At 73.6% G+C, this 20,573-nt stretch carries 17 protein-coding genes and 1 pseudogene; 7 read left to right on the forward strand and 11 right to left on the reverse strand.

Going from position 1 to position 20,573, the window contains the following annotated elements; genetic code table 11:
- A pseudogene (locus tag ACIA3K_RS07865) lies at nucleotides 1–358 on the reverse strand (hypothetical protein); the annotation flags it as partial.
- A 265-nt stretch (nucleotides 359–623) separates the two neighbouring features.
- On the opposite strand from ACIA3K_RS07865, the gene ACIA3K_RS07870 reads away from it, so the two are divergent.
- Nucleotides 624–1,175 carry a SigE family RNA polymerase sigma factor gene (locus tag ACIA3K_RS07870; protein ID WP_396800285.1) on the forward strand — a complete coding sequence of 184 codons (552 nt, stop codon included), beginning with the start codon at nucleotides 624–626 and terminating at the stop codon, nucleotides 1,173–1,175.
- On the forward strand, nucleotides 1,168–2,376 hold the full coding sequence (locus tag ACIA3K_RS07875) for a hypothetical protein (protein WP_396799788.1): 1,209 nt from the start codon (nucleotides 1,168–1,170) through the stop codon (nucleotides 2,374–2,376). The genes ACIA3K_RS07870 and ACIA3K_RS07875 overlap by 8 nt, the downstream gene beginning before the upstream one ends.
- A 48-nt stretch (nucleotides 2,377–2,424) precedes the next feature.
- Here ACIA3K_RS07875 and ACIA3K_RS07880 read toward each other — a convergent pair whose 3' ends face one another.
- Genes ACIA3K_RS07880 through ACIA3K_RS07890 form a run of 3 tightly spaced genes read right to left on the reverse strand, consistent with a single transcriptional unit; the run spans nucleotide 2,425 to nucleotide 5,687 of the window.
- Nucleotides 2,425–3,930, reverse strand: coding sequence for a pyridoxal phosphate-dependent decarboxylase family protein (locus ACIA3K_RS07880; protein ID WP_396799789.1), 1,506 nt, complete (start codon nucleotides 3,928–3,930; stop codon nucleotides 2,425–2,427).
- 27 nt (nucleotides 3,931–3,957) lie between these two features.
- Nucleotides 3,958–5,340 (reverse strand): MFS transporter, encoded by a 1,383-nt coding sequence (locus tag ACIA3K_RS07885; protein ID WP_396799790.1) that lies wholly within the window; start codon nucleotides 5,338–5,340, stop codon nucleotides 3,958–3,960.
- Between the two features lie 32 nt (nucleotides 5,341–5,372).
- On the reverse strand, nucleotides 5,373–5,687 hold the full coding sequence (locus tag ACIA3K_RS07890) for an MGMT family protein (protein WP_396799791.1): 315 nt from the start codon (nucleotides 5,685–5,687) through the stop codon (nucleotides 5,373–5,375).
- A gap of 61 nt (nucleotides 5,688–5,748) precedes the next feature.
- On the opposite strand from ACIA3K_RS07890, the gene proB reads away from it, so the two are divergent.
- Nucleotides 5,749–6,858, forward strand: coding sequence for a glutamate 5-kinase (proB, locus tag ACIA3K_RS07895; RefSeq protein WP_396799792.1), 1,110 nt, complete (start codon nucleotides 5,749–5,751; stop codon nucleotides 6,856–6,858).
- A gap of 28 nt (nucleotides 6,859–6,886) precedes the next feature.
- Nucleotides 6,887–8,128, forward strand: coding sequence for a glutamate-5-semialdehyde dehydrogenase (locus tag ACIA3K_RS07900; RefSeq protein ID WP_396799793.1), 1,242 nt, complete (start codon nucleotides 6,887–6,889; stop codon nucleotides 8,126–8,128).
- On the opposite strand, the gene ACIA3K_RS07905 is transcribed toward ACIA3K_RS07900, so the two are convergent.
- The 6 genes from ACIA3K_RS07905 to ACIA3K_RS07930 form a co-directional block, all read right to left on the reverse strand.
- Complete coding sequence (locus ACIA3K_RS07905; RefSeq protein ID WP_396800286.1) at nucleotides 8,125–9,006, reverse strand: prenyltransferase/squalene oxidase repeat-containing protein; 882 nt, start codon at nucleotides 9,004–9,006, stop codon at nucleotides 8,125–8,127. The genes ACIA3K_RS07900 and ACIA3K_RS07905 overlap by 4 nt on opposite strands.
- 106 nt (nucleotides 9,007–9,112) lie before the next feature.
- Nucleotides 9,113–10,294 carry an adenylyltransferase/sulfurtransferase MoeZ gene (gene moeZ / locus ACIA3K_RS07910; RefSeq protein ID WP_396799794.1) on the reverse strand — a complete coding sequence of 394 codons (1,182 nt, stop codon included), beginning with the start codon at nucleotides 10,292–10,294 and terminating at the stop codon, nucleotides 9,113–9,115.
- Nucleotides 10,295–10,402: 108 nt separating this feature from the next.
- Complete coding sequence (locus ACIA3K_RS07915) at nucleotides 10,403–11,230, reverse strand: DUF3152 domain-containing protein (RefSeq protein ID WP_396799795.1); 828 nt, start codon at nucleotides 11,228–11,230, stop codon at nucleotides 10,403–10,405.
- Nucleotides 11,231–11,295: 65 nt separating this feature from the next.
- Entirely contained in the window at nucleotides 11,296–12,135 is an 840-nt protein-coding gene (locus ACIA3K_RS07920; RefSeq protein ID WP_396799796.1) for a DUF3152 domain-containing protein, read from the reverse strand.
- A 5-nt stretch (nucleotides 12,136–12,140) separates the two neighbouring features.
- Nucleotides 12,141–13,115 (reverse strand): alpha/beta fold hydrolase, encoded by a 975-nt coding sequence (locus ACIA3K_RS07925; protein ID WP_396799797.1) that lies wholly within the window; start codon nucleotides 13,113–13,115, stop codon nucleotides 12,141–12,143.
- 207 nt (nucleotides 13,116–13,322) lie between these two features.
- Complete coding sequence (locus ACIA3K_RS07930; protein ID WP_396799798.1) at nucleotides 13,323–16,790, reverse strand: hypothetical protein; 3,468 nt, start codon at nucleotides 16,788–16,790, stop codon at nucleotides 13,323–13,325.
- Nucleotides 16,791–16,937: 147 nt separating this feature from the next.
- Here ACIA3K_RS07930 and ACIA3K_RS07935 point away from each other — a divergent pair, with 147 nt between their 5' ends.
- Entirely contained in the window at nucleotides 16,938–17,576 is a 639-nt protein-coding gene (locus tag ACIA3K_RS07935) for a TetR/AcrR family transcriptional regulator (protein WP_396799799.1), read from the forward strand.
- A gap of 61 nt (nucleotides 17,577–17,637) precedes the next feature.
- Complete coding sequence (locus tag ACIA3K_RS07940) at nucleotides 17,638–17,865, forward strand: DUF3107 domain-containing protein (RefSeq protein WP_030329796.1); 228 nt, start codon at nucleotides 17,638–17,640, stop codon at nucleotides 17,863–17,865.
- 81 nt (nucleotides 17,866–17,946) lie between these two features.
- Here the strand turns inward: ACIA3K_RS07940 and ACIA3K_RS07945 are convergent, their stop codons facing one another.
- Nucleotides 17,947–18,588 (reverse strand): ferritin-like fold-containing protein, encoded by a 642-nt coding sequence (locus tag ACIA3K_RS07945; protein ID WP_396799800.1) that lies wholly within the window; start codon nucleotides 18,586–18,588, stop codon nucleotides 17,947–17,949.
- Between the two features lie 265 nt (nucleotides 18,589–18,853).
- Between ACIA3K_RS07945 and ACIA3K_RS07950 the strand changes: the two genes are divergently transcribed.
- Complete coding sequence (locus ACIA3K_RS07950) at nucleotides 18,854–20,539, forward strand: DEAD/DEAH box helicase (protein ID WP_396799801.1); 1,686 nt, start codon at nucleotides 18,854–18,856, stop codon at nucleotides 20,537–20,539.
- Nucleotides 20,540–20,573: the final 34 nt, after the last annotated feature.

Here is a 20,573-nt window from a genome sequence, read left to right on the forward strand (position 1 = left end):
CACCCGGCGCACCCGGGCCAGGACCGATCGCCAGGACGACGCCCGGGCCGGGACCGATCTCACCCGGCGCACCCGGGCCAGGACCGATCGCCAGGACGACGCCCGGGCCGGGACCGATCTCACCCGGCGCACCCGGGCCAGGACCGATCGCCAGGACGACGCCCGGGCCGGGACCGATCTCACCCGGCGCACCCGGGCCAGGACCGATCGCCAGGACGACGCCCGGGCCGGGACCGATCTCACCCGGCGCACCCGGGCCAGGACCGATCGCCAGGGCTGCCGTCGCCACTGGGCTCACGCCGAGGGCCAGTCCGGCCGCCGCAGTCAGTCCGGTCATCAGGATCTTCCGCATCGTCATTGCCTTCTCCCGTGTCGTTGGTTGATGAATTGACCGTACGGAAGCGGCGAATACCACAAAACCCCCGTTTAGTGATACTTGTCTATACATAAGACCGTTGATTCGTTACGGATCGTGTGCGGTGCGCTCGGACGCTCCAGCGTTGTCCCGGAACAGTCAGGTTCGCGGCAGAAGAGGGCGCAACCACGCCCGCCGTCGGGGAGTGTTACCGGCGCCCAGGGGCACCGGCCCGGCGGGCAAACGGGGAGGGGCAGTGACAGCAACGATGGGAGCCCGCGCCAACGAACCGCCGGCGGTGCTGACGTCCGGAGGGTCGGACGCGGCGGCGATCGCCTTCGACGACTTCTACCACGCGCACTTCCGGAGCGTCACGGCCCAACTGTGCGCGTACACCGGGGATCTGGGCCACGCGCAGGACCTCGCCCAGGAGGCGTTCTGCCGGGCGCTGGCGCGCTGGGACCGCCTGGTCCGGTACGACGATCCGGTGGCCTGGGTTCGCCGGGTCGCCTGGAACCTGGCCCGCAGCCGCTGGCGTCGGCTCCGCACGGCACGCAACCACCTCCTACGGCAGCGGCGCGTCGAGGCCGAGGTGGACGGCCCGACACCGGACCGGGTGGCCATCGACGCGGCGCTCACGCAACTGCCGCCCAACCATCGACGGGCCGTCATCCTGCACTACCTGGCCGACCTGTCGGTCAGTCAGATCGCCCTGCAGGAAGGAGTGGCCGAGGGCACCGTGAAGTCCTGGCTGCACCGAGGTCGGACCGCCCTGGCCGGACTGCTGGACGAGAACACCGAGGGGGTGTCCGATGTCTGATCTCGACCTGCGGCTGCGCGAACGGTTGACCGCGTACCGCGCGGACGTCACCGCCCGGGCCGTCGGCCCCGGACCCGACCAGGCCCGACGAACCCTGCGCCGTCGGCGGCGGACGAGGGTCGTGGCGGTCGCGGCGGCCGCGGTCGTGCTGGTGTTGGCGCCGGTCGTCGCCAACGCCGCGCTGAAGGGCGACCGGACACCACCGGTAGTGGCCGAGTCCGTCGACCCGACGTCCCCGCCGACGACGACACCGCCGCCACCCACACCGTCGGTCAGCCAATCACCGGATTCCATACCCACTGCCGACCCGGGCGCCCCGGACGGCCGGATCAGCCGGGCCCAGTTGCTCGCCGCCCGTGTCGACCTGCCGACGTGGCCACAGACCGCGCCGTCCACCTGCATCACGACGAACGTGCGGCTGGCGACCACCTCGAACAAGAGCTTCGTCCCGTTGCTCACCGACCTGTCCGTGGACCACGCCGACCTGGACGGAGACGGCGCTCAGGAGACGGTTGCCGTCGTCGCCTGCCGGTACGGGGAGGCGTTGGCGAAGCAGGTCGTCGCCTTCGACCGGGATGACGACGGGCGCATCGTGACGCTCGGCCGGGTCGTCCGGACCACCGACGGTGTCGAGGACATCCTCGGGGTGACCCTCACCGCGGCCGGCTTGGTCGACGTGCGGGTGGCCGACCTGCAGCCGTGCTGCGACACCCCGGAGTACTGGAAGCAGGAACAGACGCGCACCTACCGATTCAAGGGTGGCCGGTTCGTGCAGACAGACGGCCCCACGAAGTTCGGGAAGGATCCCCGGCTCACCGACCTGCGCCTGTCCATGACGCACACACTGGTCAACGTCACGGGTGGTCGCGAGCTGACCATCGTGCTCACCGTCACCAACGCGGGATCGGTCGACGCGGCCCAGGTCCAGTTCAGGGGCCTCGACGTGGGTGCGCCGACGACAGGTGACTGGTCCAGGTGCGACCCGGCGGCCGCGGCGGCCGATGACCACCGGACGTGTCTGGTGCCGGGGGTGCCGGCCGGCGAGTCGCGGCGCTACACGTTCGTCCAGAGGGTGCCGAGCCGCTCGGGCCCCGATGCGACCACCCGGTTCTTCTTCGTGGCCCACTACGACGCGCAGGACCGGCAGTGGCGCGACCGCAACGAGAAGGACAACAAGGTGCAACTCCCCGGCGTGTTCTGACGAGAAGTATGTCCGGTGTCCCACCCCGTCGGGGTGGGACACCGCCGTTCACTCGCCCGAACCCCAGTCGGGTCGTTGCAGGAGGCCGACGAACTCGACCAGCAACCTCTCGCGCAGCGCCGGTGGGGCGGCGTCGAGCAGTGTGTTGACGACCGCCATCCGATCCGGCAGCGGACCGGCACTGTCGCCGCCGCCCAGGCCCAACCCGGCCGCCAGGCCGGCCACCACCTCCGGCGTCAGCGCCTCGGGGGTGAGGACGCCGACCAGGGACGCCACCTCGGCGGGCAGCCGCACCGGGCCGCTCGCGTGGGTCGCCGCCACCGCGGCGGCCAGATCCGGGCCGAACTCGGCCACCCGGGGCGCGACCGAGGCGGTCACCGTGAGGTGCACACTGGCCGGCAGATCGGCGTACGACAGTTGGGGCTGGGTGTGCCAGCCACGGGCGGTCAACTCGTCGACCAGGACGAACAGGTCCGGGCCACCCTCGGTGGCGGCGAAGCAGACCACCGTGGACTCCGGCTCGGCCATCAGCCGCAGCCCGTCGACGGCGCGGACCGCGTCGGCCAGGGCAGCGACCGCGTCCCGGGTGGTGGCGGCCAACCGCAGGTAGCCGGCGTCGCCGAGGTGTCGCAGGGTGGCGTACGCGGCGGCGATCGGCCCGCCCGACCGGGTCGAGGCGATCACCGGGTTGATCATCGTGTAGCCGGGCCAGTCGGCGTACGCGAAGTACTGCGGCGCGCGTCCGGCGGCGTCCCGGTGCAGCAGCACCGACACGCCCTTCGGCGCGTACGCGTACTTGTGCAGGTCGACCGAGATGGACGTGACGCCGGCAACGGTGAAGTCGAACGCCGGCACCGGCTCGCCGAGGCGACGCAGGTACGGCAGGACCCAGCCGCCGAAGCAGGCGTCGACGTGGCAGCGTACTCCGGCCTCGGCGGCGACGGCGGCGATCTCGGCGACCGGGTCCACCGCCCCGTGCGCGTACGAGGGCGCGGAGCAGGCGACAAGCACCGTGTCCGGCCCGATCGCGGCGGCCATCGCGGCGGGTTCGGGACGCAGCGTGTCCGGCGGGACGGGCACCACGTCCAGCGCCACCCGCAGGTAGTGCGCCGCCTTGGCGAACGCGGCGTGTGCCGTCGACGGCACGACGATCCGGGGCGCGGTGATCTCCGGGTGGGCGTCCCGGGCCGCCTTGACGGCGAGGATCAGCGACTCCGTGCCGCCGCTGGTGACGCTGCCGACCACGTCCGGCGCGGTCGTACCCGGGCCGCCGCCGAGCACCCGGCCGGCCGCGCCGACGAGCGCGTTCTCCATGGCCAGCAGGGACGGGAACGCGGTCGGATCGAGCCCGTTGACGTGGGCGCTCTCGGAGTGCGCGGCGGCGGTGAGGTCGTCGAGCCCCGGCACCGCCGGGTCGTAGACGTAGGCGAACAGCCGCCCACCGTGAGTGGGCCGATCAGCGGCGCGAAGCCGCCGCACCTCATCCAGCACCTGTTCCGCGCCGACCCCGTCGCGGGAAAGCGCGCCCGCCTCAACCGTGTTCTCGTCGATCATGGAGTTATGGTGCCCTTCTCGTAACGGTTAACGGCTTTCGTTCCCCACCACAACTCCATGATCAACCCCGAGGGTGGGGAGGGTGTAGTGGCGGAGCAGGAGGATGGGGGGAGCTATCAGGAGGGCTGGGATCAGGGTGAAGCCGAGCAGGACGCCGAGCCTCGCCGTGTCGGACTGGGCGGCGGCCGTTCCGGTGTCGGAGGAGACGTAGCCGGAGACCTGCAGCACGAGGCCGTAGATGCCGGGACCGAGCGCCAGGCCGAAGGTCTCCCCGGCGGTCCACAGGCCGGTGAACACGCCCGCCTGCCGGCGACCGGTGCGTGCCGTCTCGTACGCGATGCAGTCGGGGAGCATGGCCAGCGCGAACACCTGTTGCCCGGCATACCCGACGCCGAGCACCGCGACCACCAGGTAGACGGCGACGGGTGGCAGCACCGGCGCGGCGACCAGGGCGAACGCCCCGGCGGCGAGGATCAGCCCGGCGACGGCCAGGGCGGCCCGCTTGCCCAGCCGGGCGCCGACCCGGGCCCAGATCGGCATCACCAGCAGCGCCGGCCCGACGAAACAGGCGAAGAGCAGCGTCGGCCCGTTCCGGTCGTCGCGCAGGATCTGCCCCGCGAAGTAGTTGACCCCGGCGAGGATGGTCGCCACCCCCACGGACTGCACCACGAAGCAGATCAGCAGCGCCCGGAACGGCCGGTTGGCCCCGGCCACGGCGAGCTGCGCACGCAGCGTCGGTTCGCTGACGTCGACCACCCCGGCGGGTGCGGACCGGGTGCCGAGGAACGCGCCGAGCGCGCCGACCGCGATGAGCGCCGCCACGAACAGGCCCATCCAGCGGTGTCCGGGCACGCCGTCGCCGCCGGCCGTCACCACCAACGGGGCGACCGCGCCGGAGATCAGGATGGCCAGCGCCAGCACAGCGATCCGCCAGGTCATCAGCCGGGTGCGTTCGGTGTGGTCGCCGGTCATCTCGGCGGGCATCGCCATGTACGGCACCTGGAAGAAGGCGAACGCGGTGGCCGTGGCGAGGAAGGCGAGCGCCACGTACGTCGCGGCGGCCGGCCCCTTGTCGAACGGCGCCGCGAAGATGGCCGCGAAGAGCGCGGCGAGCGCGAGACCGGCGACGAGCAGGTACGGGCGGCGTGCGCCCCAACGCGACCGGGTGCGGTCGGAGATCCGGCCGGCGACCGGGTTCACCAGCACGTCCCACGCCTTCGGCAGCAGCACCAGCAGGGCGGCCACCCCGGCGGCGACGCCGAGCGTGTCGGTCAGGTAGGGCAGCAACAGCAGGCCGGGCACGGTGCCGAACGCGCCGGTGGCCAGCGAGCCGAGCGCGTATCCGACGTGCACCGGGCGGGGCAGCCGACCGGTGGCGGGCAGGCCGGCAGCACCCGGCGGCTGGTTCATGGGGCCGAATGTTACTCACGTTATGGCGGGGGTCACATCCCCTCCCCGGGCGACCAACCCGCCGCCGCGATGTCCACCCCCGCACCGCGCAACGGCGTCCCCTCGGCCCGCAGTCGGGCCCGCGCCTCGCGCTCGTGCCCCGGCGGCAACCGACCGCTTGCGGTCACCACCCGATGCCAGGGCACGGAGCCACCGTTCCGGGCCATGATGGCGCCCACCAGGCGCGCGGAGGAGCGACCCGAGCGTTCGGCCAGCGCGTCGGCGACCGCGCCGTACGACATCACCCGACCCTCCGGAATCCGCTCCACGAGGTCCAGCACGGCCTCGACGTACTCGTCAGGAGTCACAATCCGCCACCATATGGGAACGCCACCGGCCCGCGCGGGCGTGACCACGCAGAATGGGCGGGTGCGCGACGCAGTCACGGCCGCTCGGCGGATCGTCGTCAAGATCGGGTCCTCCTCGTTGACCACCGCCACCGGCGGCCTGGCCGACGAGCGGGTCGACGCGCTCGTCGACACCCTGGGCCGGCTCGGCGCCGAGGGACGCGAGGTCGTGCTGGTCTCCTCCGGCGCGATCGCCGCCGGCCTCGCCCCGCTCGGCCTGACCCGACGTCCGCGCGACCTGGCCACCCAGCAGGCCGCCGCCAGCGTCGGCCAGGGCCTGCTGATCGGCAGGTACGCGGCCAGCTTCGCCCGGCACGACCGCACCGTCGGGCAGGTGCTGCTCACCGTCGACGACGTGACCCGGCGGGCGCACTACCGCAACGCGTACCGCACGCTGCGCAAACTGCTCGACCTGCGGGCCGTGCCGATCGTCAACGAGAACGACACGGTCGCCACCGAGGAGATCCGGTTCGGCGACAACGACCGGCTGGCCGCCCTGGTGGCCGCCCTGGTGCACGCCGACCTGCTGGTGCTCCTCTCCGACGTGGACGCGCTCTGGACCGGCGACCCGACCCGTCCACAGTCGGTGCGGATCGCCGAGGTACGCGGCGAGGAGGACCTCGCCGGGATCACCATCGGCGGCGCCGGCCGGTCCGGCGTCGGCACCGGCGGCATGGTGACAAAGGTCGAGGCGGCCCGCATCGCCACCGGCTTCGGCATCCCCGTGGTGCTCACCTCCGCCGACCTTGCCGCGCCGGCGCTGGCCGGCGAGCCGGTCGGCACGCTGTTCCACCCGCAGCGGCAACGGCCGACGGCCCGGCTGTTCTGGCTGGCCCACGCCACCTCGCCCCGGGGGCGCCTGCACCTGGACCCGGGCGCGGTGGCCGCCGTCGTGGGGCGGCGCAAGTCGCTGCTGCCGGCCGGCATCACCGCCGTGGACGGCACCTTCACCGCTGGCGACCCGGTGGACCTGGTCGACAACGCCGGTGCGCCGGTCGCCCGTGGCCTGGTCAACTACGACGCGGTGGAGCTGCCCGGCCTACTCGGCCGTTCCACCTCCGAACTCGCCGCGGCGCTCGGCCCGGCGTACGAACGGGAGGTCGTCCACCGCGACGACCTCGTACTGCTGTAAGCCATCTCGCCCAGCTGAGGAGTAGTCGATGAGCGTCGTCGAGCAGGCACGCCGGGCGCGGGACGCCGCCGCCGACCTGGCCGTGGCCACCCGTACGGTCAAGGACGCCGCGCTGGTCGCGATGGCCGACGCGCTGGTGACGCGTACCCCGGAGATCCTCGCCGCCAACGAGGCGGACCTGGCAGCCGGGCGCGAAGCCGGGCTAAGCGCGGCCGTGCTGGACCGGCTCGCCCTCGACGAGGGCCGGGTGGCCGGCATCGCGGCAGCGCTGCGTGAGATGGCCGCGCTGCCCGACCCGGTCGGCGAGGTGGTCCGCGGATCGACCCTGCCCAACGGGCTGGAACTGCGCCAGATCCGGGTGCCGTTCGGGGTGGTCGGCATCATCTACGAGGCGCGGCCCAACGTGACGGTCGACGCGGCGGGGATCTGCCTCAAATCCGGCAACGCGGCGCTGCTGCGCGGGTCGTCGTCGGCCGCGCACTCGAACGCCGCGCTGGTCGCCGTGCTGCGCGACGCGGTCGCCGGGGCCGGTCTGCCGGCCGACGCGGTGCAGTTGCTCGACGCCAGCTCGCGCGACTCGGTCAAGGAGCTGATGCGGGCTCGCGGGCTGGTCGACGTGCTCATCCCACGCGGTGGCGCGTCGCTGATCCGCACCGTGGTCGAGGAGTCGACAGTGCCGGTGATCGAGACCGGAGTGGGCAACTGCCACGTCTACGTCGACGCCGCCGCCGACCTGGGCAAGGCCCTCGCGGTGACGTTGAACGCCAAGACGCAGCGCCTGTCCACCTGCAACACCGCCGAGTCGCTGCTGGTGCACGTGGACGTCGCCGACGCGTTCCTGCCGCCGATGCTGGCCGCGTTCGCCGAGGCCGGCGTGATCGTGCACGGCTCCCCCGAGGTGGCCGCCCACTCGGCCGCCGTCGTCCCGGCCACCGAGGAGGACCACGCCACGGAGTACCTGTCGGCCGACATCTCGGTGGCGGTGGTCGACTCGCTGGACGCGGCGGTCGCGCACATCCGCCGCTTCGGCACCGGACACACCGAGGCGATCATCACCGACTCGACGACCGCCGCCCGCGAGTTCGTCGCCCGGGTGGACGCGGCGGCGGTGATGGTGAACGCGTCGACCCGGTTCACCGACGGGGGCGAGTTCGGCTTCGGCGCGGAGATCGGCATCTCCACGCAGAAGCTGCACGCCCGGGGGCCGATGGGCCTGCCCGAGCTGACCAGCACCAAGTACGTCGTCACCGGCGACGGTCACGTGCGCTAGCCGGACGGGCGGCAGGCCCGGATCGCGGACAGCGTGGAGTGCACGTCGAACTGGTGGCCGTCGTCGCTCTCCCACCCACCGTCGCTGCGCTGGGTCTCGGCGAGCCGCCGCAGGGCGCGCACCATGACCCAGTCGTGGGAGTCGATGCCGACCCGGCGCAGCGTGGCCGCCAGCCAGGCCACGTCGCCCGCCGACATGGTGGCCATCCGTTCGGCGAGCACCACCTGGATCCGCGCCGACTCCTGGAACATGTCCTGGCGGTGCAGGACGGCCGCGCTCAGCCAGCCGGCGGCGAGGAACGACGGCCAACTGCCGTCGGGGCGCAGCCGCGCGACGATCGACTGGGCCGCGGCCTGCACCACACCGGCGTACGCCCCACCGACCCGGTGATCGAGCGGACCCGAGGCGCGGGCGTCCAGGCCGGCGACGGTGAGCCAGAAGCCGGCGTTGGCGGTGAGGAAGAGTTTGGCCTCGGGGTCGCCGGGTCGGGCCCACTCGGGCGCCGAGCCGGCCAGGGAGAGGTCCTCGTCCCAGCCACCGTCGGGCTGCTGCCGGGACGCCAACCAGTCCAGCGCCCGCCGGGCGGCGGGACGACCCAGCGCGCCGAGGTCGTCCAGCTCGACGAGCCGGAAACAGGTGGCGTCGACCGAGGCCACCTCACCGCCCCAGGTCGCCGGCCAGCCGCCGTCGGGTGACTGACCGACCTCGGCCGCGTCCAACAGCTCCGGCGGGGCGGGCGTGCCGTTGCGCAGCCAGGAGAGGCGGGCGCGTTCCACCGCGTCCCCGTGCGCCACGACGAACCCGATCGCGGCTTCCAAGTCGACCACGGCGGAGACGCTACCTGCGCAGACGCGATCCCGCCTCGGGGAATCGGCCAGCCGGAAATGGCTGCGTCGCTCTGCGCGCGGGTCTGGTCGGAGCTATCTGCGTCGATTGACGCGACGGGTCGGAGCCGGGACGACAGGGCCGCCCCGGCTCCACCGGTCAGTACGCGGGCAGCGACGGGTCGATCTGCTTGATCCAGGAGAGCACGCCGCCCTGCACGTGGACGGCGTCGCGGAATCCGGCCGACTTCAGCGCGGCGAGCGCCTCGGCGGAGCGGACGCCGGACTTGCAGTGCAGCACGATCTGCTTGTCCTGTGGGAGCTTGGCGAGGGCCTCGCCGGAGATGATGTCGCCCTTGGGGATCAGGGTGGCGCCGGGGATCCGCACGATCTCGTACTCGGCCGGCTCCCGCACGTCGACGAGGAAGATGTCCTTGCCGGCGTCCTGCCACTCCTTGAGCTCCAGGGCGGTGATGGTCGAGTCGACCACCGCCTCCTGGGCCTCGACCGAGACCGCGCCGCAGAAGTCCTCGTAGTCTTCCAGCAGGTCGGTGACGGTCGGGTTCTCGCCGCAGAGCACGCAGTTCGGGTCCTTCCGAACCTTGATCTTGCGGTACTCCATCTCCAGGGCGTCGTAGACCATGAGCCGGCCCACCAGCGGCTCGCCGATGCCGGTGAGCAGCTTGATCGCCTCGTTCACCTGGATCGACCCGATCGACGCGCAGAGCACGCCGAGCACGCCACCCTCGGCGCAGGAGGGGACCATGCCGGGCGGCGGCGGCTCCGGGTAGAGGCAGCGGTAGCAGGGGCCGTGCTCGGCCCAGAACACCGACGCCTGCCCGTCGAACCGGTAGATCGAACCCCAGACGTACGGCTTGCCGAGCAGCACCGCGGCGTCGTTGACCATGTAGCGGGTGGCGAAGTTGTCGGTGCCGTCGACGATCAGGTCGTACTGGGCGAAGATCTCGCGGACGTTCTCCCGGTCCAACGCGGTGTTGTGGATCTCCACGTTGACCAGCGGGTTGATCTCGCGGATCGACGCGGCGGCGGATTCGGCCTTGGACCGGCCGACGTCGGACACGCCGTGGATGACCTGGCGCTGGAGGTTCGACTCGTCGACGGTGTCGAAGTCGATGATGCCGAGCGTGCCGACCCCCGCCGCGGCGAGGTACAACAGGGCCGGCGAGCCGAGGCCACCGGCGCCGACACAGAGCACCCGGGCGTTCTTCAGCCGCTTCTGCCCGGCCACCCCGACGTCCGGGATGATCAGGTGGCGCGAGTAACGGCGGATCTCGTCAACGGTCAGCTCGCCGGCGGGCTCGACGAGCGGGGGCAACGACACGGTGGACTCCCCGGGATCGGCGGTGTGAACCGCGCCATTGTTGCTCGCCGGGGGGCCGGTCGGCCATGAGGGAGGACACGTGGTCCGCGATGCGGGAGCGGGAATAACTCAGGGGACGGCGTTGCCGGCGTAGCGACGGCCGTCGAGGTAGGGCCAGGCGTTGGCCACACAGCCCTCCAGCCCGTACGTCTGCTGCTGCATCACCGGAGCGGGCTCGCCCGGACCGGGGCACGCCTCGTGCTCGGCGCCGAGCTCGTGGCCGACCTCGTGGTTGATCACGTAGGTGCGGTACGTCTCCAGCGGTGCGCCGTAGTCGGGCACCGCCTCCTGCCAGCGGGCCAGGTTGATGATGACCTGGCCGGGCAGCCGGCAGGACGTGTAGCGCTCGGTGGTCAGGCCGCCCTCGGCGCACATCCGCTCCGACGTGACCGGGGTGGCGAGGTAGATGGTGAAGTCGGCGGCCCGGGCGTCGGCCACCCGCTGCACGCGCAGCTCGCCGGAGGCGATCCAACTGCGCGGGTCGGCCAGCACCTCGTCGACCCGTGCCGCGAACGTGCCGACGTCCTGGCCGCTGTCGCGCTCGACCACGACGCGGTACCGGCGCAGCGGTCCGTCCTCGCCGTGCACCGCGGTTTCCCCGTCGGCGGCGGTGAACCGTCCCGCGCCGACCGACGGGTAGTCGCTGGGCGCCGGATGGGCCTCCCCGCCGCCCACGCCCATGCCGCCCGGTGTCGGGATGGGCGGCGCGTCGGCCGGCGGCTCACCGCCGCGCGCCACGGTTACGCCGATGGCGGTGGCGAGGACGAACGCACCGAGCAGCAGAGTGCGCCGTCGTCGACGGCGCATCCGCACGAGACCGGGACGCGCGCCCTCGTACGCCGACCCTTCCGACGGGTCGGGCGGCTCAGGCGGGCCGTAAGGGGACGACGGCGTCATGACGCCAAGCCTGCCAGATTATTCGGGCAATTCTCCGCTTTTGGCGTCTATTGCCGCAATACGCCTCAGAGTGCCGGCCCGGCGTAGCGCCGACCGTCGACGTACGGCCACGGATTGGCCCGGCACCCGTTCAGGAAGAGGGTCTGCTGCATCATCACCGGCGCCGGACGCCCCGAGCCCGGGCAGCGCTCGTGGTGGTGCCCGAGCTGGTGACCGACCTCGTGGTTGACCACGTACGTCCGGTACACCGACAGCGGCACGCGCGCCGAAACGTAGTGCGGCACCGACAACCGCCACCGGTCCAGGTTGACGATCACCTGACCGGGCGCGCGGCAGGAGGTGTACGGCTTCCCGTCGATCCGGATGTCCACCCCACCCGCGGCGCACATCCGGCCCGCCGTACGGGCCGTCGCCAGATAGACGGTGAAGTCCCGGGGAGCGTCCCCCGGCACCTGCTGCAACCGCAGCCGACCGCTGTCGACCCAGCTGCCCGGTCCGGTGAGCGCCACCTGGACGGCCTGCGCGAACGCGGCCACGTCCTCGTCGCTGCCCGACTCGACCGCCACCCGGTAACGACGCAACTCACCCGCGCGGCCCAGGACCGGGCCGGAGCGGTCGTCGTGGTCGAACCGGCCGGTCCCGGCGCTCGGGACCGCCCCGGGCATCCGCAGCACCGGTGACGCACTCGGCGACGCCGACACCGTGGCGCTCGGCGACGGACTCGCCGACGCCGGCAGCGGCCCCGCCATCAGCGGCGGCGCAGCGGCCTCCTCGGCGGCCAGCCGGTCGGACGGCTCGCCCCGCTCCTCGGCGACCACGGTCACCGCCGCGCCGATCGCCAGCACCACCGCCACCAACTGGGCGATCAGTGCGAAGCGTCGATGACGGTGAGCGGACCTGAACATTCCGGTCAGCCTGCCAGATCGGACGGCCGGACGGACTCCCCCTTTTCGGTGAGCAGACCCACCACCGCGCGGGCGACCAGCCGGGGCACCTCCAGCTGCGCCACGTGGCCGACCCCGTCGAGCATCAACAGGCGGCTGTCCGGGATGACCCGGGCGGTCTGCGGCGCGACCCGGACGTCGACCAGCCGGTCCTGCCGACCTGCCACCACGAGCGTCGGCGCGCGGACCGCCCCGGCGAGCCGCCACAGCGAGCCCGACCCCGGCAGGTACGCCCGCAGGAAGCTGGAGACCAGACCCCGGAACGTCCGGACGTACGCGGCCGCGTAGTGCGCCGCCTCGTACCGCACCCGGATCTCCTCCAACGCCTCCTCCCGGCGCTGCACACAGATGCGGCTCAGATCGGCGACACACGCCTCGAGCACCTGCTCGGCCATCACCTCGGGGGCGAGCTGGGTCAACCGCCGGGCGACCAGCCGCTCACCCCCCGGAATGGCCAGCACCGGCAGCATCCTGCCCTGCAACGACCGCCGGAAGTCCAGGAACGGCAGCGCCGGAGAGATCAGGGTGAGGGTGCGGACCAGGTCCGGCCGCAGCCCCGCCACCTGGACCGAGACCGCACCGCCCAGCGAGTTTCCGAACAGGTGGACCGGCCCGCGACCGGAGTGCTCGATCCACCTGATGACCAGGTCGGCGAAGGCCGGGATCGTGTAGCGCCGGCCCGGCTCGCTCCGGCCGAACCCGGGCAGGTCGATGGCCTGGCCGTCCAACCGGTCGGTGAGCAGCCCGGCCAGGTCGGTCCAGTTCTGCGACGAGCCACCGAGCCCGTGCACGAACAGCGCCGGCTCCGCGTCCGCCCTCGTCGCGGGAGTGTCCCGCACGTACATGACCTGGCCGTCGAGGCGAACCTCCCGCCCCGGCCACGGTGGCGGCACACCGGCGTCGGGAAGGAGGTGGTCCGGCCAGAGGGTGGCACGCTTCATCCCTCCAGTCTGCCTCGCACCATTCAGGGCCTGTTTCATAAGGACGGTCGAGCCGAGGCGGAGTCCGGACGGCGATCCGGCAAGGCGCGGTGGGGGGGGGGGGGGCGGGGGGGTGTGGGGGGGCCCCCCCCCCCCCCCCCCCCCCCAACGCCGCCGGTCGTCGTCCGGGCCCGCCGCAGGCCGGCCAGTTCTTATGAAAACAGGCCTTTAGGACAGCAGTGCCTCCAGCCGGCGGTTGACCGCCGCGAGCGTGGCTCGGACCACCGCCTGCCGCGGATCGCCCGCCACCAGAGCCGAGCCGGCGAGCTGCTCGACCCAGCCTTCGCAGACCAGCAGCACCACCACGGTCGCCACCTCGCAGTTGCCGAACGGCACCACCGCCGCGTGCTCGACGAAGCAGCGGCCGCGCTCGGCGTTCTCGGTGCCGCGCAGCAACTCGTCGACGGCGGCGGCGGCGGCCACCGCGCAGAGCCGCAGCACGTAACCGTCCACCGCCGGCCCGGTCGCGTACCCGGCGGCGGTACCGTCGCCGGCGAGCAGCCGTACCTCCACATTGGCGTCCAGGCCGAAGGTGCTGACCTGCACGTGGTCGATGACCACGCGCGGCCCCGGCGCGCCGCCGGTGTCCAGCGGGCGGGAGGGCGCCGACTCCGTCGTGGTCACCTGACCACCGGAGTACGACGTACCGAGCGTCGCCGGGCTGCCAGTGGCTCCACCGGCGGGCACACCCGAGACCGAGCCGGGCTCCTCGACCGTGGCGCGGCCCCGGTGCGGCGTGCCCGTCCGCCGCCGGGGTGCGGCGTCCGGGGCGGTCCGCTGCTCGGGGCTCGTCGGTGCGGCCGCCGCCGAGCTGCCGCCGTCGGCGATACGCGTCTCCGCGACGTTGTTGCGTGGCTCGGCGGGACGGGCCTCGGCGGGACGGGCCTCGGCGGGTCGCGCGTTGGCGGGTTTCGCGCCACCCGACCGGGGCTCGGCGGGTCGCGACTCGGCCGCCCGGCGGCGTACCGGTGGGGACGGCGTGGTGGGCAGGCCGGGCACGTTCTGCGGTGCCGCGGCGAGGCCCATCCGTTCCTGGAGCAGCCGGGCGACCTGCCGGCTCACCTCGGCCGGATCCGCGCCGTCAGCCAGGTCCAGCCGAAGGCTGTGCGCACCCGCCGGGGTGCGACGCAGCGCCGCGTCCCGGACTCCGGCCACCTCCCGGACGGCGTCCAGGATGGCGTTGACGTCGAATCCCTCGGGACGCTCCCGCAACGGAGCGGGCTCGTCGTCGCGGCGCAGGTGGGTGGCGATGCGCGCGAGTTCAGGGGTTTCGGCGGGTGGCTCCACGGCTGGCGGCTCCGGCACAACGGGCACGTCCGGTTGCGCGGGGACGCGCTGCGGCAGTACCGCCGGGGTGTCGGGCCGTCGACCGCTGGCGGCGGCGTCGGCCGGCGACGCCGGTTCCGGGGCGGATCGACGGGCCGCGTAGGACGGGGCGGACGCGGATGGCCGGTCGTGTCGCCCCGACCCGGCGGTGGCCGAGGCCGGACCGGTTGCCGTCGGGGCGCTGGGGGCGGGCCCGACGGTCGATGGGTCGGGTGGCTCGGGGCTCGCCGGCCGGAGCCGGAACGGCCCGGTTGGTCGGACCGGCTTGGCCGACTCGCCCGCGTCGCTCCCCCGGGCGGGGCTCGCCGGCCGGCTGGCTGGCCAGGACGGACGATCGCCCGGCGAGGCCGCCGGAATGCGCCCCTCGGACCAGTCCGGTCGTTCGGCGGCCGCGTTCGCCACGGGTGTCGGCGAGTTGCCTGCCCACGACGGACGCTCGGCCGCCGGACGGACGGGCGTCGCCGGTGACGGTGTGCTCTGCTTCGGCGCGTCCACCACCGTCGCCGGGGGGCCGGCGGGCGCCGGCGGCGGGTCGACCGGCGTCGACGGGTCCACCGGCGCGGGGCCGGCCCAGGTTGGGCGCGCGGACGTGCTGTCGGAGGCCTGCGCACCGGCCCAGGACGGACGGGACGCCCCGAAGCTGGTCGGCGCCGGGTCCGACTCGCCGGACCAGGAGGGGCGCGGCGGCGGAAGGGCCGATGCCGGACCGGCCCAGGACGGACGGTCGGCAGCCGGCGGACCACTGGTCGGCTCCTCGTGAGCGGCGCTGGTCGGCACGGGACCCCCGGCCCACGACGGACGCTCGGCAGACGGCGGACCGCTGGTCGGCACGGCACCGCCACCCCACGACGGACGCTCGGCCGCCGGCGGGCCGCTGGTCGGCATGGGACCCCCGGCCCAGGACGGACGCTCGGCAGCCGCCGGCCCGCTGGTCGGCACGGAACCCCCGCCCCAGGACGGACGCTCGGCAGCCGCCGGCGCGGCGGGCGTGGGCGCCCCGGGCCCGCTGGTCGGGGTGGGGTCCGAGGCATTCGCGCGTGGTGGCGGGTCGGTCGGCACGCTGCTCGACATCGGCGCGGCCCAGGACGGACGGTGCGCGGCGGGCGTACCGGCCGGCTCGGACGTCGGCCCGCCGGCCCAGGACGGGCGCTCGGTCGGCTCGGAGCGGGAGGCATCCGGCGGCACGCTGGCCGGGGTCGGGGCCGGACGTTCGCCGGCCCAGGACGGGCGCGAGGGCCGGCCGCGGTCGGATGTCACCTCCGCCTCGGTGGCGAGGTCGTACGCGCGGGGGGGCTCGGCGGCCAGTGGCTCGTACGGACGCGTCGACTCGGCCCGCACCGGCTCGTACGGCACGCTCGGCTCGGCGACCCAACCCGGCGCGGACTCGTCCCGCGTCGGTTGGTCGGACGGTTCGCCGTCCTGCCGGGACCAGGGTGGCGCCCACCCGCTGCCCCAACTCGGGCGGTTCCAGCTCGGCCCGGACCAGTCCGGCTCGACGGAGGAGGGCTCGCCCGCTCGCCGGGTGTCGGCGGCGGGGCGTTCCGGTTCGGACTCGTCGCCACGTCCCGACTCGGCCGACGCCTCCGGCGCGAGCGCTTCGCGCCGGGAGCGCGACCCGGCCTCCCGGTCGTCGCCGGTCGAGCGGTCGCCGGTCGGCGCGTGGAGTCCGGGTGGCACCTCGAAGCCCGAGGCCGCCGTGCCGACGGGCGGCACCTGGATGGGCGCGGTGCCGGGCACGCCCGGTTCGGCCCAGCGGGCGCCACGCGGCGTGGTGGGGTCGGCGGTCAGGTGCCGGGCACTGCCGCCGTCGGCCTCTCCCGACCCCTGGTCGGCGGGGGGCGCGGGGCGCTGGGCGGGCACCGCCAGGCGGCCGGCGCCCAGGTCGGGCCGGTCTTCGGCGGTCCGTCCGGGTGGCGCGCTGACCGGTGTCTGACGACCCGACGGCGCACCCACACCGTTGATCTCGGCGTCCCCGTGGTGGGCACCGTCGACCACGCCGTCACCCTCGGCCTGGTGGACGCCGTTCATGTGGTGGCCGTTGACCCGGGCCGGCCGCTCGGCGGCGCCGGGCAGCCCAGGCAGCGGCGCGGGCAGGTCACCGTGCCTCGTCGAGGTGGTGCGCCAGCCGGACGCGGGGTCGGGCTGCCATCGTGGCGCCTGCTCCCCGGCCGCTTCGCTCTCGCCGGACGGTGACCACCCGCCCGTCGAGGGCGCCCACCCGTTGCCGGAACGACCCGGGTCGTCGTGCTGACCCGATCCGTCACCGTGCTCTCCCGGGGTGGCGGCTCCGGGTTGCCCTGTTTCACTCACCGCGCGCTCCTTGGTCGCCCTCGCTGAGGCTACCGTGTGGGGAGAGTGGCGATAAGTTACAGCGGCGGGCCAATTCCACGACGCGGTCGGGGGCCGCCCCGGTCTGGGGGGAAAATGGCGGCTCGTACGAAGAACTCGGAGGATCCCATGACGGCTGTGGGGAACGGCGCACAGACCGCTGGCAGGCCCACCCGCCTGCCCCGCTCCGCGCGTCGTAAGCAGCTGCTCGCGGCGGCCCAGGAGGTGTTCGTCGCGCAGGGCTACCACGCTGCGGCGATGGACGACATCGCCGAGCGGGCCGGGGTCTCCAAGCCGGTGCTCTACCAACACTTCCCCGGGAAGATGGACCTTTACCTGGCGCTCTTGGACACCCACTGTGACGCCATCGTCGCTCAGGTGCACGAGGCGATGCGGGGCACCAGCGACAACAAGGAACGGGTCAGCGCGTCGGTCCGCGCGTACTTCGACTTCGTCGATCACGAGAGCGAGGCGTTCCGGCTCGTCTACGAATCGGACCTGCGCAACGACCCGGCGGTCCGGCAGCGGGTCGAGCGGGTCGAGCAGGGCTGCATCGCGGCGATCACCGACACCATCATCTCCGACACGGGCGTGAGCCGGTCGCACGCCGAGTTGCTCGCCTCCGGGCTGGTCGGCGCGGCGGAGTCGGCCGCCCAGTTCTGGCTGGCCGGCGGCCGGCAGGTGCCGAAGGCGGAGGCCGAGGCACTGGTCGCGGCGCTGTCGTGGCGGGGCATCGCGAGCTTCCCGCTGCAAGGTGAGTCAGCCTGACCGCCACCCCCGTGATCGGATAGCCTTCGCAGGGCGGTTATCGCCCAGTTGAGGAGGCACAGTGGAGGTCAAGATCGGCGTGCAGTACGCGCCGCGCGAGCTGGTTCTGGACAGCGCGCAGTCGCCGGCCGAGATCGAGCAGATCGTGACCGACGCCTTCGCCGGCAACGGCGGCACGCTCTCCCTGACCGACGAGAAGGGCCGGCGGGTCATCGTTCCGGTCGAGAAGGTCGCCTACGTCGAGATCGCCGAGGCGTCCCCCCGCGCGGTCGGTTTCACCGTCCGCTGACCGGTCCGGCCGTCGCGGCAGGTCGGCGTCCTGCCACCTGCCGCGGGCCGGTACCGCGTGAACGCGCCCGACGAGGGGCGCTCAATTGTTCAGTCCAACGGCGGCCATTCGCGCGGTGTGCGCGGCGGTGAGCCGCGCGAAGAGCTCCGGCACGTCGATCCGCTCGGCCTGCGTGATCAGTACGGTGAGCGTGGCGCGTTCGGCGGCGACGCGGCCGGCTTGGGACAGGGCCTCGCCGACCAGTCGCCGGGCCCACATGGAGAGCCGGCCGGCCACCCGTGGGTCGTCGGCGACGGCCAGCCGGATCTCGGCGGCGGCGAATTCCGCGTACCGGGAGTCGTGCAGCACGTCGAGCACCAGCGCCCGGTCGGGTCCGTCCAGCGCGTGGCCGATTTCCCGGAGGAAGTCGTCGGTGATGGCGTCGCCCACGTACGCCTTGGTGACGACCTCGGCCCAGTCCCGCGGCTCGGTGGAGTCGTGGTACGCCTGCAACGGTCGCACGTAGGGCGCCATCGCCTCCTCCGGCGGCACACCGAGTGCGGCGAGCCGGTCGGCGAGCCGGCGGTAGTTGTCGATCTCGGCCGCGGCCATCTGGTCCAGCTCGACGCGCCGGCGCAGGTCCGGGGCGAGTCGCGCGTCGGCGGCCATGCGTTCGAAGGCGAGCAGTTCGCCGAAGGCGACCAGACCCAGCAGGTCGGGGACGGCGGAACCGGCGGTGGACACGAGCGCAGGCTACCGTGTGTGATGCAGTTCACATTCAGTCCCCCCGCGTGGCGGCTGGCCGACCGGGAATCGGGACGTGAGCTTGCCTGTTCGGGTAGCATAGAGCAGTTGCCGCGGGCGCCGATCTGATCGAAGTCCAGCCTGCGGTGCGCGTGCGGCCCGGTCCGGCTCGGCAGTCTGCCCCCGACCGTGTGGCCCGCGTCATACCGACCGCGCCCTGAGGACATGACGGGGCGCACCCACGAGAGGGCACCCCCACATCCACATGAGCGAGCTGACTCAAGATCTGATGGACGGCCAGGAACTGGCCCCCACCGCCCCGGTCCGACCGGAGGCACCCACCTTCGCCGCCCTCGGCGCCCGCGACGAGACCGTCGAGGCGCTGGCCGCGGCCGGCATCACCCGTGCGTTCGCCATCCAGGAGTACGCGATTCCGATCGCGCTGCGCGGCGTCGACCTGATCGGCCAGGCGCCCACCGGCACCGGCAAGACCCTCGGCTTCGGCGTACCGCTGCTGGAGCGGGTCTTCGCGCCGAGCGAGGGTGGCGACGGCGTCCCCCAGGCGCTTGTCGTCGTACCGACCCGCGAGCTGGGCATCCAGGTCGCCAAGGACCTGGCCGCCGCCGGCCGGACGCGCGGCGTCCGGGTGCTGCCGATCTACGGCGGCGTGGCGTACGAACCGCAGATCGACGCGCTGCGCAAGGGCGTCGAGATCCTCGTCGGCACGCCGGGTCGACTGATGGACCTGCAGAAGCAGAAGCACCTCCGCCTCGACCGGGTACGCGCGCTCGTCCTGGACGAGGCCGACCGCATGCTCGACCTGGGTTTCCTCGACGACGTCGAGAAGATCCTGGCGATGCTTCCGGAAGACCGGCAGACGATGCTCTTCTCGGCGACCATGCCGGACCCGATCGTCACCCTGTCCCGGCGCTTCCTGCGCCAGCCGATGACGATCCACGCCGGGCACACCGCCGAGACCGGGCCGTCGCCGCAGACCCAGCAACTGGTCTACCGCACCCACTCGATGAACAAGGTCGAGGTGGTGGCGCGCATCCTCCAGGCCGAGGGGCGTGGGTTGACCATGATCTTCACCCGTACCAAGCGGGCCGCCGACCGGGTCGCCGAGGATCTCGACTTCCGCGGGTTCGCGGTCGCCGCGGTGCACGGTGACCTCGGCCAGGGTGCCCGGGAGCGGGCCCTGCGGGCCTTCCGCGCCGGCAAGATCGACATCCTGGTCGCCACCGACGTCGCGGCCCGGGGCCTGGACGTCACCGGCGTCACCCACGTCATCAACTACGACTGCCCGGAAGACCAGGACACCTACACCCACCGCATCGGTCGTACCGGTCGGGCCGGGGCGACCGGCGTCGCGGTGACCTTCGTCGACTGGGACGACATGCCGCGCTGGCGGATCATCGACAAGACCCTCGGTCTGGAGATGCCCGAGCCGCCGGAGACGTACCACACCTCCCCGCACCTCTACACCGACCTGGTCATCTCGACCGAGGTCAGCGGCACGCTGCCCACGGCCGAGCGGACCCGCGCCGGGCTGTCCGCCGAGATCGAGGAAGACCTCGGTGGCACCACCCGCTCGCGCCGGGGCGACAGCGGTGGCCGGGGCGGCCGGCGCGGTGAGAGTCGTGGCGAGGGCCGGGGCGAGCGCCGTGGTCGGGGCGACGGTCGCCGCGACCGCACCGACGCCGACACGCCGGCCGCCGAAGCACCCGCGGACGCCGCCGGCGACGAGGCCACCCGCACCCCGCGCCGCCGACGTCGCCGCCGGGCCGGCGAGACGTTGACCGGCGAGCCGACCGCGGTGATCGCGGCCGACGCGACGCCGGCCGGGTCCGTCGACGCCGCCGAGGGCGAGGCCGCCAAGCCGCGCCGCCGCCGACGCCGTCGTGGTGGCGGTTCCGGCGAGGGTACGCCGGCCGAGGCGACCGCGGACTGACCCAGCGAGAACCATCCGACATCCCCCGCACCGC

Origin of the sequence: Micromonospora sp. NPDC051543, from assembly GCF_044454415.1 — a bacterium.
Classification (GTDB): Bacteria; Actinomycetota; Actinomycetes; order Mycobacteriales; family Micromonosporaceae; genus Micromonospora.

What these genes read in the sequence shown, in the direction of transcription:
- ACIA3K_RS07870 (WP_396800285.1), top strand. Translation starts at nt 624, where the DNA reads ATGGGAGCCCGCGCCAACGAACCGCCGGCGGTGCTGACGTCCGGAGGG.
- ACIA3K_RS07875 (WP_396799788.1), top strand. Translation starts at nt 1,168, where the DNA reads ATGTCTGATCTCGACCTGCGGCTGCGCGAACGGTTGACCGCGTACCGC.
- ACIA3K_RS07880 (WP_396799789.1), bottom strand. Translation starts at nt 3,930, where the DNA reads ATGATCGACGAGAACACGGTTGAGGCGGGCGCGCTTTCCCGCGACGGG.
- ACIA3K_RS07885 (WP_396799790.1), bottom strand. Translation starts at nt 5,340, where the DNA reads ATGAACCAGCCGCCGGGTGCTGCCGGCCTGCCCGCCACCGGTCGGCTG.
- ACIA3K_RS07900 (WP_396799793.1), top strand. Translation starts at nt 6,887, where the DNA reads ATGAGCGTCGTCGAGCAGGCACGCCGGGCGCGGGACGCCGCCGCCGAC.
- ACIA3K_RS07915 (WP_396799795.1), bottom strand. Translation starts at nt 11,230, where the DNA reads ATGACGCCGTCGTCCCCTTACGGCCCGCCTGAGCCGCCCGACCCGTCG.
- ACIA3K_RS07920 (WP_396799796.1), bottom strand. Translation starts at nt 12,135, where the DNA reads ATGTTCAGGTCCGCTCACCGTCATCGACGCTTCGCACTGATCGCCCAG.
- ACIA3K_RS07925 (WP_396799797.1), bottom strand. Translation starts at nt 13,115, where the DNA reads ATGAAGCGTGCCACCCTCTGGCCGGACCACCTCCTTCCCGACGCCGGT.
- ACIA3K_RS07935 (WP_396799799.1), top strand. Translation starts at nt 16,938, where the DNA reads ATGACGGCTGTGGGGAACGGCGCACAGACCGCTGGCAGGCCCACCCGC.
- ACIA3K_RS07950 (WP_396799801.1), top strand. Translation starts at nt 18,854, where the DNA reads ATGAGCGAGCTGACTCAAGATCTGATGGACGGCCAGGAACTGGCCCCC.